Below are 11,851 nucleotides of genomic sequence, written 5' to 3'. Positions count from 1 at the left end.
GTCTAAGGTCCCACCCCCGTGGGGTCAATTCGGCTTGTATTTTTCGCGTGGCGGCGACCGGGGCTGAAGTGGTTGAATTTGCGGCCTGGTCGTTCCGTCAGCTCGATTTGCGGGTAGTGGATCTCGTGAAGGATCCTCATGCAGCGGCTTTCACAAGATCCACTACGGCGTATTCGACGGCGTTTCTCAGACAGGAAAGCTCTTTTTGCGTCTCGGTCGTGTCGAAAACCTTTTTCGGTAGGCTTGACCAAGTCTGGACCCGCTGTTTATTTTGAAGCCATGCGAAACCGACTAGCTCTACGACTTATTATCGACCTCGGACTGCTTCCAGGCAGCTCGAGCCGATTCGTCGTGGGTACGTAGAGCATCGCTTTCCTGACCACCGATCAAACGAATTAGCCCGAGCCGCCTTTGCTGTGCGACTCGGGCTTTTTTTTGTGATTTGGCTATTTCGTGGATCGGAGCGGTGGCCGTTCTGGCCCCGCCCGACCATTTCCCCTTTCCCCCATTCCTTTACCGTCCGTCACAACCCTTGCGTTCCTTGAATTCTCATGTCTGAAACCACATCTGTATCGGATCAGCCGACCGCCGAGCCGACGCCTGAGTCATCACCGCGTCACATCCGTATCTTCGACACCACTCTCCGCGACGGCGAACAGTCGCCCGGTGCGAGCATGAACCTGTCGGAGAAGCTCGAGGTTGCCGCGGCGCTATCCGATATGGGCGTTGATGTGATCGAAGCCGGATTTCCGATCGCATCGCCAGGCGACTTTGAGGCGGTACGGCAAATCGCTCAAACCGTACGCGGGTCAACGATCTGCGGTTTGGCGCGATGCAACGAGAAGGATATCGATCGTGCGTGGGAAGCGTTGAAAGTCGCCTCGAGTGCACGGATCCACGTCTTCCTGGCGACCAGCGCGATCCACCGGCAATTCAAACTGCGGATGACGACTGACGAAATCGTCGAACGAGCGATCGCCGGAGTGAAACGGGCTGCTGCCTACTGCGACGATGTCGAGTTTTCACCCGAAGATGCGTGCCGCACCGAACATGATTTCCTCTGTCGTGTCGTCGAAGCCGCTATCGACGCGGGAGCCACCACGATCAACGTTCCTGACACGGTCGGCTATGCCACGCCCGGCGAGGTTTTTGACCGGTTCAAAATGCTGTGTGACCGTGTGCCGAACATGGACAAAGCCGTGCTGAGCACGCACTGCCACAACGATTTGGGGATGGCGGTCGCAAATTCCATGGCGGCGGTCGCCGGTGGTGCCGGTCAGATCGAATGCACAATCAACGGGATCGGCGAACGAGCAGGCAATGCCGCGTTGGAAGAGATCGTGATGGCGATCAAAACCCGCCAAGACTATTTCAACTTGACCACGGGAATCGATTCCAAACGACTCGTTCCGGTCAGCCGTTTGGTCAGCAAGACGACCGGTATCAGCGTGCAACGCAACAAGGCCATCGTTGGTCGCAACGCGTTCGCACACGAATCAGGGATTCACCAAGACGGCATGCTGAAGGAACGCAGCACGTACGAGATCATGTCGCCCGAGGAAGTCGGGTTCTCGAAAACCGACTTGGTGTTGGGTAAACACAGCGGCCGGGCGGCGTTGGCCGATCGCGCGAAACAACTCGGCTTCACGCTCAACGGCGAACAGTTGCAGTCGGTGTTTGATCGTTTCAAAGTGCTGGCCGACAAGAAGAAAGAAATCTACGACGGCGACATCGTTGCGTTGGTGCAGCAGCAAATCAGCGGAACGTCGGCGACTCAGTGGACTCTGCTCGATTACGAAGTGACCAGTTCACGCGACAAGACCCCGCGCGTCCGTGTGACTCTCGGCCACGGCGATCAAGAGTTCACCGAGCAGATCGAACAGGGAGACGGACCGATCGACGCCGCCTTCTGGGCGGTCGAGAAGATTACGGGGATCGAGTTGGTGTGCAAGGATTTCCGGGTCCGCAGCGCGACGTTAGGGCGTGACGCGATCGGCGAAGTCAACATCGAGGTCGAGCACAAAGGACGCAGCTATCGTGGCGTCGGTGTCAGCACCGATAGCGTCGAGAGCACGATCCTGGCGATCTTGAACGCGATCGATCGCATCGCAGCCGGTCAAAATGACCCGAGCGAAAACGAGCTGCCCCAGCCGTAGGCGTCCGTCACGTCACGGCGATTATGCGATAGCCTCGTCGTGCTCGGTAACCCATCCCGAGCCGTCGAGGCCTCACGCTGACGCGCGGCGTTAGCGCATTTGCAGATGCAACGAATCCGCTCCTCGTAGCTGGATCCGCCAGGATTCAGTCCCCCGACTCCCCCGAACTCTAGCGACGTCGGCGACATTATTTCAAGAAAGCCAACAAGCCACAAAGGCGAACATGGATTGGGATTGGGAATCCGACGAGGACGAAACGTACACGGCATATCACGAAGCCGGGCATGCTGTGGTCGGTTGCGCTTTGGGTGCACAGATCGATCACGTGATGCTTTCACAGGCGTCCGTCTATGATGACCTCGAAGATGATTTACCGAGGCGGTTTGGTGACTGCCTCGTGAACTGGGGCCGCGTCGACCCGAACCATCCCTGGCAACAACAACGCGAGTTGCTGACGATCCTCGCCGGCCCGATTGCCGAATGGTTGTACCGTGAAGAAGACGCCGACGAGATTGACGTCACGAGTTGGCATCTCGATTGGCAGCAAGCCGAACAGTGCGTGCGAACGATGCATGCCCAGCCCGAACGGCAGCGTCGTATTCTCGGTGACGCGATTTCCCGGCTGAAACGATTGATCGCCGAACCACCCGTGTGGCCCGCGGTTGCGGCACTCGCCGATGAGCTTTCGATCGGTGATCCGATCGACGGCGAGAGGGTAGCCGAAATCGTGAGGTTTTGGTGGCGTCGTTCAGGCTTTTGATTTCGGTCTCGGTATCGGTCTCGGTGGCAACGTCAACCGTCAATCAAATTTGATGCTCTTTCAGTTCCTCGAGACTGGCATACTCAAGTGCGGAGATGTGAGTTGCCTCGAGATGCACCTGAGGGGCTCTGCCTGCATCGTAGGCCTCTTTCCATCTCGCCGCGCATAGGCACCAACGATCGCCGGGTTTGAGGCCTGGGAATTGATACATCGGCATCGGTGTCGAGAGGTCGTTGCCACGCTCGCGACTGAACTGCAGAAACTCCGCCGTCACCTCGCAACAGACGACATGCAGCCCGACGTCTTGACCGCCGGTGTTGCAACATCCATCGCGATAGAACCCCGTCATCGGGTCGGTGCTGCAGACGGCGAGTTCCGTTCCAAGGACGTTTTTGGCACCCGATTTCTGAGCAGGCATTGTTTGAACTAATTAAGAGTAGGAAGAAGAAACGTAGCCGGAGTAGTCAGACTTCGGATCAGGTCAGTGGAAACGTCGCAGCTAACCGCGACTACAACGTGACCCATGCTCCCTTCTCTGCATCACTGCGTCGAAGGGCGTCGAGCACGCGTTGAGTCTTCATCGCGATATCAGCGGCACGAGCATCCGGGGTTCCGCTGAGGACCGATTCGCCGAAGCTTCGGATCATGCGGACTTCCTGCGAATCGGCTTCTCCAGACGCATGTTCTCGCACGGCGTCGCCGACGGAGTGACGTCCAAAGTTCCACCGACAGTTGTCGACCTGCAGTTCGTGTTGATGCAGTTGCCACTTCGATTCTGCATCGACGAAGGGCAGTACGAAGTCATCGACCGTGACGTAGCCGAGGTCGCCCGTGATCGTTGCTGTTTGTTGGTTAACGCACCGGAACGAGCAAAAGAATCCGGCTGACAAATCGTCGTCAAATTTCAGTTCGCCTTGGAATTCTGCCGGTACATTCCCGCCTTCGTATGATGTGATCGCACGACCTGAAACGGCAGTGGGCAAACGATCGTCCGCCGCCCAGAGGGTGAACCGGATGCAGTACCAGCCGAGGTCGCCCAGACATCCGTGCGGTTCTAGATCTGCGTTCGCCCGGATGTTGTCCGATTGAAACGAGTCGTCGGCGCAGAACGAGAAATGCGTTTGGACTCGGCGGAGGGTGCCAACCTTGCCTGGCTCCGCCAACACCTGCTTCATCGCAGGCAGGCGTTGGGAATGATCGAACATCACACCGTCCATGAACGTGACGTTGTTGGCGCGGCATGCGCCGATCATCTCTTCGGCATCGTCAGCGTGGACCGCCATTGGTTTTTCGCACAGCACATGTTTGCCGGCATTCGCCGCCGCGACTACCCATCGTTTGCGCAGCGAAGTCGGCAGTGCGATGTAGACCGCGTCAACGTCATCGCGGTCGATGAGTTGTTGGTAATCGTCGACCGCCACCGGACGCGCGAGGGTGGCTTGCCCGGACGCATCGAATGTGACCGGCGGGACCTCCATGCAGCAGTCATGAATGAACGCTTCGGCGCGAGAGAGATCGCGACTGGCCACTGCGGAGACGACACCGTTGCCGCTCATCCGGATCGCTTTCCAATTCTTACGAGCGATTTGGGCGGCGCCGATGATGCCCCAACGGACGTGACTTGGGCTATTTGTCGACTGTGTCATTCAGGTCTCTCGATGGTTGCGATATGGGAGTATCCTCAATACCCGAAAGATCGCTCTCTGTTTGTTCGAGGTCTTCTTCGACGGTCTCGTTGGAACTGAGTGTCTTTTTCGGGGCTTCGGTGCGTTCGATGATCACCATGCACATATCATCGAATTGAACGGCGTCGCCCATGTGGTCAAAGACGCTTTCGATGATCCGTTGTTTGACGATTGACGCGGCGATGTCATCACTGCCCGGGACCACCATGGCTTCCCGAACGATTTGACGAAGCGGATCAGTGCCCCATTCTTCGTCTTCGCCGTTCATGGCTTCATTAATCCCGTCGGTGTACATCACCGCCAGGTCACCTTCCTCGAACGGGAACGTGGTCACTTCGTAATCCATGCCTTCGTCGATTGCAATCGGAAGACCGGATTCTTCATCGCCGGGTTCCGCGATCTCTCCGGTTGCCGCGACGCGGATGATGGGCGGCATGTGCCCCGCGTTGACGATTGAAATGGAGTTGCTGTTCGGATCGATAACCACGAGCAGGTAGGTCACGAAGCGTTCGACGTGCAAGCCACTCATCAAGTCATTGAGTCGCTCGACCGCACGAGCCAAGTTGGGTTCGCTGGCGAGGCAGAACCGAGTTTCCGCGGCGAGTTTGGCCATGTACATCGCCGCCGCGACCCCGTGTCCGACCACGTCTGCGACGACGACGGCAACGCGTCCGTCGGGTAGTTCGACATAGTCGAAGTAATCACCGCCGATATGGTTGGCGGCTTGGTAGTAGCTCTCGAGCCGATAGGTCGGCACTTCCGGTTGCCGCGACGGCAGGAAAGCGTGCTGTACTTCCGTTGCGAGTTTGAGGTCCGTTTCGACTTCCTTTTGTCGCAACGATTGTTCGTGCAGTTGCGCGTTGTTAATCACAACGCTGGCCTGTGCGGCCACACCGGTGAGCAGGTCAATGTCCTCATCGCGGAACTGGCCGCGTCCCTGGGTCGAATCGATTTGCAACGCACCGATCGCTTCCCCGTCCGCGTTGTGCAAGGGGGCGCACATCATCGATCGGATTGAAAAGTCGGCGATCGATTCACTGCTGTCGAACCGGCTGTCATCCATCGCGTCGAGCGACAAAATCGTCTCGCCGCTTTCCATCGTTTTGCGAATGATCGTGCGGCTGATGCGAACCGTTTCGGTTTCGTCGTTCTTGGCACGCGTCTTCACCCAACGCGGGACGAGTGACCCGTCGGGTGATTCCATCACAACGAATCCGCGGTCCGCCGACGGGAACACCTCGAACAAACTCGTGAGCACTTTGGGCAGGACTTCGTCGAGCGAAATCGCGCCGGTGAGGTTGCGATTGATGGCGATCAACGCGCCGAGTTTCGCCTCGGGCGTCGCGGTCATTTTCAGACCCTGGTCGCTGCTGCGGAATTCGATCTTCGAACTCGCGATCCTTTCGGTGTCCGCTTCGTCAACCATTTGGATGCCGAAGTTCGTACCGTCGAAAGTCATTTCGCTGGTGCCGCCCCGGGCGAATTCCGGGATCTCGTCGCTATGAAAGAGCAGCTCGACTTCGCTGATGCGGATCCGGTCGCCTTGGGCGAGCGAGTGGGGGCGTGTGAGCAACTGCCCGTTGACGAACGTCCCGTTACGGCTGCCGAGGTCTTCGACAATCCACGCGCCGCCAACGTGGTTGAGCTTCGCGTGGTAGCGACTGACCGCACCGGCGTCCACGACGATGTCGCACTCGGGATGCCGGCCGATCCTCATTTCGTCGCGGTCGAGTTCAAATTGGTCCGACGGTGTGCCGTTGATGGTGGACGTAACGTATGCCATGACAACTGCAGGTCCGATTTCAAGAAATAGCAGAAAACCAATCCCGCCGGGACAACGATCCGCCTACGGCGTTTAGCCTTTCGCCCGATAAATTTCGGGATTCAACGACGGATCATTGTACATCTTCATCTGGCGATACGTCTTGTGCTGCTTCCGTCCGGCGAACAAATCGTCCAACAAAGTTTGCAGGCTGTTGGACAGGTCTGCATGCTGGACCTCGCACAACACGATTCGGTCGTTCACCTTTTGTCGGTGATCATCTGTTGCGTCGTCGCGGTCGCGTTGTTCGGCGTAGTGGTACAGACGCAATGACATGATCGAGAGTCGATCGATGGCGCTGCCCGGGGTTTCGGTGTTAATCGGCAGCGCCGACGTGTCACCGACACCGGATTCGGAGAGCATCTCCGTGATCGCGTCATCGAGCTTTTCGATCATGTCGTTTCGCTGCTGGTTCAGCTTGTCAATCGACCGTTTCACTCCGGCGATTCGTTCATCGGTGGCATCGGGACTACGAGCGATGTCTTCCTCGTGCCAAAGACGATAATTGAATTCGTGCTGGCGGCAGACCAACTCCTCGATTCCCGAATACGGATTCGAGATCGGTTCGTTGTGCCACTTTTCGACGCAGTCGATTTGCAACCGCGTCAGTTCAGATACCGGAGGGAATTGGGTCACTCGATCAAACCTCTTTCTCGTCGATCCAGCTCATCATGCGACGGAGGCCCATACCGACCTGCTCGACTTCATGGAGACGTTCGCGACGACGTGTTGACTTGAAGAACGGGGCACCGGCGCGGTTCTCGCTGATCCACTTGCGAGCGAACTCGCCACACTGGATCTCTTCGAGAATCTTTTTCATTTCAGCCTTGGTTTCTGGCGTGATGACGCGAGGGCCCGAGACGTAGTCGCCGTACTCAGCGGTGTTGCTGATGCTGTAACGCATGTAGCTCAAACCGCCCTGGTAGATCAAGTCGACGATCAGTTTGAGTTCGTGCATGCACTCGAAGTAAGCCATTTCCGGTTGGTAGCCGGCTTCCACGAGCGTTTCGAAACCGGCTTTCACCAATTCGCTGACTCCACCGCAGAGAACGACTTGTTCGCCGAAGAGGTCCGTTTCGGTTTCTTCCGCGAATGTGGTTTCGATCACACCGCCGCGGGTTCCGCCGATGCCCTTTGCGTAGGCCAATCCGATTTGCTTGGTCGTTTCCGAAGCTCCATCGCCCAGGGCGATCAGGGCTGGCACGCCGCCGCCCTTTTCGTATTCGCTGCGGACCAAGTGGCCGGGGCCTTTCGGTGCGACCAACAGGGTGTCGATCCCCTTCGGTGGTTCGATTTGACCGAAGTGAATGTTGAACCCGTGCGAGCACATCAGAACGTTGCCCGGCGAAAGGTTGTCGCGAATGTGGTCGCGATAAATGTCGCCTTGGACTTCATCGGGAAGCAAAATGTTGATGACGTCGGCTGCCTTGGTCGCTTCGGCGATTGGCATCGGGTCAAACTTGTGCGAGACCGCGAGGTCGTAGTTTGCCGAACCAGGGCGTTGGCCGATGATCACTTCGCATCCGCTGTCGCGAAGGTTTTGTGCCTGGGCGTGACCTTGGGATCCGTAACCCAAAATCGCAACTTTCTTTCCTTTCAAATGGGAAAGATCAGCGTCGTTGTCATAGTAAATCGTTGCAGCCATCAGTGTCGAAACCTTCGAAGGGTACGGGGGAGATTGAGGTATGGGAATTAGTTTTGTCGAGATTTTGCGATGCGATGATCCGAGCGGCGTCGGCCTTGTGAACGTTGGCGTTGCGAAAACGCCGCTTCCCTGAGTGCCTTTGCCCAGATTGCCTTTGCTATATGACTTTTCTGTCGGTGCTCTGCCATCGGATCGCGGCCGACCACTCGCGAGTCGACCGTGCGAGTGGCGGGGGGGATGCGAGAGATAGGCTTACGCGTGAACCGCCTCGGCGCCGGGGGCGTTGGAAGATGTCGACATGCTGTCGCTGCGGACCATCGCGATGCGACCGGTACGGACCAATTCGCGAATGCCGTAGGGGCGAACACGCTCGATGAACGCCTGCACCTTGCTTTCGCGGCCGCTGATTTCGATCATCACTTCGTCCGGGCCGACGTCGACGATCTGACCGCGGAAAATATCGACCAATTCGCGGACTTCGGTTCGGACGCTGCCGGCCGGTGCACTGATTTTGACCAACAAGAGGTCTCGTTCAACGAAGTCGTTGGAACTGATGTCCAGCACGCGGACGACCGTCACGATCTTTTCGAGTTGTTTGCGGACCTGTTCGAGGACTCGTTCGTCACCGACGACAACGAAAGTCATCCGGGAAAGTGCCGGATCCTCCGTTTCGCCGACGGCGAGGGAGTCGATGTTGAATCCACGCGATGCGAGCATTCCGGAAATATGAGCCAACACCCCGGGCACGTTCTGTACGAGTGCCGAGAGGAGGTGACGGTAGTTCGAGTTGGCCATGACGCAAAAACACAGCTTGCGAGCTGTAAAAGAGGATGTGGGGCGCGACGAATTGGAGCGGCATGATAATTTTGTCGCCCATCGCTGCCAAGGGTAGCTTTAGCGGTCGATTGACGGACGTACCCGGGTGGGCGGTCAGGGTCGGCGGTCAGGGAGGGCGGTCAGCGTGGGCGGTCAAGGGCGGCAGTAAATCGGCACGGCAAAATCGATGCGGCCACGTGGACGGGGGTGGACGGTCGGCTGATCCTGCCGGTTAGCCTTCCCGGGGGGGCGTTTCCGTGGGAACCCAGCCGCTTCCGGGCCGATCAGATCCCGGGCACCCGATTCGAAGGCAACCCAGGCGGCCGGTGGACGCCGTTTAAACGAAAAGAGCCCCATCGGAGGCGATCAGGTTCGCGGGAGAGGTGATTTTGCTCTGCGCACGCTACCGCCAAAACCGCATTTTGCCCACATCCGCCGCGGTGGAACCATTTCGGCAGCGATTGATTCAGATCCGCTCGTTCCGGCCGCCCCTTGCCGTCCGAAGAGCCCCACGCGAGCGAAAAGGATCATCACCGCCGAAAAGATGGACTCGCCCTGGGGTGCCGATGTTTCCTATACTCCCGCACTCGCTTGCCCCACGACTTTCCCTCTATTTTCTCTTGTGACAAATGAGTTCGACCGTGACCTCCCCCGCTCTGGCTGACCAAAACGTGGAAACGCGACCCTCGATTCGGGTCTACAACACGCTCAGCAAGACCAAGGAACCGTTCTCGCCGCTGCGTCCGCCTCGCGTGGGAATGTACCTGTGCGGACCGACGGTCTATGCCGAATCGCACATCGGTCACATGGTGGGCCCCGTGATTTTCGACACGATCAAACGGTACCTCACCTACTGCGGCTACGACGTCACCTTCGTCGTCAACATCACCGACGTTGACGACAAGCTGATCAACAAGAGCAAGGAACGTGGCATCCCGATGAGCCAAATCGCGACGGAGATGACCGCCGATTACCTGGCCAACCTCAAAGAGCTCGGCGTCAACCAAATCAATCATCTGCCTCGCGCCACCGACCACATGAACCAAATCATTGCGTTCATCGGTTCGCTCGAGGAGAAAGGGTTCGCCTATGCGATCGATGGGGACGTGTTCTTTGACGTCACCAAAGATGCCGGGTACGGACAGCTCTCCAACCGCAGCGTCGAATCGCAACAAGGCGAAGGTGGTGGCGCGGCCGCCAAGAAACGCAACCCTGGCGACTTCGCCCTTTGGAAGTCCGCACGACCGGGCGAGCCGAGCTGGGAGAGCCCGTGGGGCGACGGCCGGCCGGGTTGGCACATCGAATGTTCAGCCATGAGTCATGAGATTCTCGGCGAAACGTTTGACATCCACGGCGGCGGGTTGGACCTGATGTTCCCCCACCACGAAAATGAACGTGCCCAGAGCACCTGCTGCCACGACGCACCGATGGTGAAGTATTGGATGCACAACGGTTTGATGCGTGCCGGTGAGAAAGGCAAAATTGGAGGCAAGAGCGATCGCGAAAACGCCGCCGCCGAGTCCGCCGAATCGGTGGAGGAAGCAGCCTCGGGCAAAATCAGCCGCAGCAAAGGTGCGGGCGGGTTGGCCGAGTTGATCCGGACGCAGACCGGCGAACGGATTCGGTTCTTCCTGTTGCGAACCCACTACCGCAGCACGATCGTTTACAACGAGGAAACCCTTGCCGAAGCGGGCACTTCGCTCGAGGCGTTCTACCGCTACTTCGACCGTTTCGCCGAGATCACCGGGCAGTCGTTTTATTCCCTCGAAACGCCCCGGCTGCGCAGCGAAAGTGAGTTCGATCCCGGCAAAGATCCGTTGCTCAACGCGATCAATTCCATTCGCACGAAGTTCCTCGATGCGATGGACGACGACTTCAACACCGGTCTCGCGATCAGTGTGTTGTTTGACTCACTGCGAACGCTCAACCGGTTCATCGATTCAGAGAAACTCGCGCCCGGAGCGGATGCGGATTCGCCGGCGGTGCAACGATTGGTTACCGCGACGAAAGTGATCGCAGAGTTGGCTCGCGTTCTCGGTCTGTTTATTAAACCACCGATTGCCGCAGGCGGTGATGACTCGGCCGCCGAGTTGCTCGACGGCGTCGTGAACCTGTTGATCGATCTCCGCAAAGAAGCTCGCGAGCGAAAAGACTATGCGACCGGCGATGCGATCCGTGATCGGCTCTCCGAACTCGGCGTCGCGTTGCTCGATAAGAAAGAAGGCACCTCTTGGGAACGCAGCTCGTAGTCGATCGCCCCGACGCGGCCCAGTGTATTCTGGGCATCGACCCGGGGCTGAACACGACCGGTTATGCCGTGATCCGCCGCAGCGGCGGAACGTTGCTCCTGTTGGAAGCGGGAGTCGTCCGCAGTCGTGCCCGCGATCCGTTGGGCGAGCGGCTTAAAGAACTCAGCGATGGCGTTCGCGAAGTCATCGCGGCTCATCCCGTCGACGCGGTCGCGCTGGAGCAGTTGTTTTCGCACTATGAGCGACCGCGAACTGCGATCCTCATGGGCCACGCTCGCGGTGTGATTTGTTTGGCCGCCGGCGAGGCAGGTTTGCCGATATCCAGTTTCGAGCCGACCCGTGTCAAAAAGATCATGACGGGAAACGGCCGCGCCAGCAAAACGCAAATGCAACAAGCGGTCAAGTTACAGCTCGGCCTCGAAAGGGTCCCCGAGCCCAACGACGTCGCCGACGCGATGGCCATCGCGCTGACCGGCCATTATCTCACCGGCAATCCACTGAGTGTTTAAAGCGTATCTAAAACTGATGTAGCCGATGTCACTAAACTTCGGTGGGCCTGAATTCCGGCGCAGCTTGGTTCTTGAGCAGGTGGAAGTGGATCTTGTTAGAGATCCTCATGCAGCAGGATCTTTAACGAGATCCACTACCGGAAAATAGAGCTCGCAAAAGCTGCTCAATGTTTGCTCCGCAACCGGAAGCGATGGAGCTTGGGTATCTC

10 protein-coding genes are annotated in these 11,851 nt (G+C 58.1%); 4 read left to right on the top strand and 6 right to left on the bottom strand.

The features are described 5' to 3' along the window. Positions 1-551: 551 nt before the first annotated feature. Positions 552-2,156 (top strand): 2-isopropylmalate synthase, encoded by a 1,605-nt coding sequence (locus tag RSSM_RS26475; protein ID WP_008687018.1) that lies wholly within the window; start codon positions 552-554, stop codon positions 2,154-2,156. A gap of 223 nt (positions 2,157-2,379) precedes the next feature. Continuing rightward, positions 2,380-2,916 (top strand): hypothetical protein, encoded by a 537-nt coding sequence (locus tag RSSM_RS26470; protein WP_008687016.1) that lies wholly within the window; start codon positions 2,380-2,382, stop codon positions 2,914-2,916. Positions 2,917-2,959: 43 nt separating this feature from the next. Here the strand turns inward: RSSM_RS26470 and RSSM_RS26465 are convergent, their stop codons facing one another. The 6 genes from RSSM_RS26465 to ilvN form a co-directional block, all read right to left on the bottom strand. Beyond that, positions 2,960-3,334, bottom strand: a complete 375-nt coding sequence (locus tag RSSM_RS26465) for a DUF2237 family protein (RefSeq protein WP_008687013.1) — start codon at positions 3,332-3,334, stop codon at positions 2,960-2,962. Positions 3,335-3,425: 91 nt separating this feature from the next. Further along, positions 3,426-4,562, bottom strand: a complete 1,137-nt coding sequence (locus RSSM_RS26460) for a Gfo/Idh/MocA family protein (RefSeq protein ID WP_008687011.1) — start codon at positions 4,560-4,562, stop codon at positions 3,426-3,428. After that, positions 4,543-6,384 carry a SpoIIE family protein phosphatase gene (locus RSSM_RS26455; protein ID WP_008687009.1) on the bottom strand — a complete coding sequence of 614 codons (1,842 nt, stop codon included), beginning with the start codon at positions 6,382-6,384 and terminating at the stop codon, positions 4,543-4,545. The genes RSSM_RS26460 and RSSM_RS26455 overlap by 20 nt, the downstream gene beginning before the upstream one ends. Before the next feature lie 72 nt (positions 6,385-6,456). After that, positions 6,457-7,059, bottom strand: a complete 603-nt coding sequence (locus RSSM_RS26450) for a DUF4254 domain-containing protein (protein ID WP_008687007.1) — start codon at positions 7,057-7,059, stop codon at positions 6,457-6,459. 4 nt (positions 7,060-7,063) lie between these two features. Then, on the bottom strand, positions 7,064-8,068 hold the full coding sequence (gene ilvC / locus RSSM_RS26445; RefSeq protein ID WP_008687005.1) for a ketol-acid reductoisomerase: 1,005 nt from the start codon (positions 8,066-8,068) through the stop codon (positions 7,064-7,066). Positions 8,069-8,320: 252 nt separating this feature from the next. Further along, on the bottom strand, positions 8,321-8,863 hold the full coding sequence (gene ilvN / locus RSSM_RS26440; protein WP_008687002.1) for an acetolactate synthase small subunit: 543 nt from the start codon (positions 8,861-8,863) through the stop codon (positions 8,321-8,323). A gap of 650 nt (positions 8,864-9,513) precedes the next feature. On the opposite strand from ilvN, the gene cysS reads away from it, so the two are divergent. Beyond that, complete coding sequence (gene cysS / locus RSSM_RS26435; protein WP_008686998.1) at positions 9,514-11,133, top strand: cysteine--tRNA ligase; 1,620 nt, start codon at positions 9,514-9,516, stop codon at positions 11,131-11,133. Continuing rightward, positions 11,115-11,642 carry a crossover junction endodeoxyribonuclease RuvC gene (ruvC, locus tag RSSM_RS26430; protein ID WP_008686995.1) on the top strand — a complete coding sequence of 176 codons (528 nt, stop codon included), beginning with the start codon at positions 11,115-11,117 and terminating at the stop codon, positions 11,640-11,642. The genes cysS and ruvC overlap by 19 nt, the downstream gene beginning before the upstream one ends. The last annotated feature ends 209 nt before the right edge of the window (positions 11,643-11,851 follow it).

This window comes from Aporhodopirellula sallentina SM41, assembly GCF_000346505.1.
GTDB classification, from domain to species: Bacteria; Planctomycetota; Planctomycetia; order Pirellulales; family Pirellulaceae; genus Rhodopirellula; species Rhodopirellula sallentina.
The sequence above is the reverse complement of the archived record's forward strand: the minus strand, read 5'-3'. Positions and strand labels throughout refer to the sequence as shown.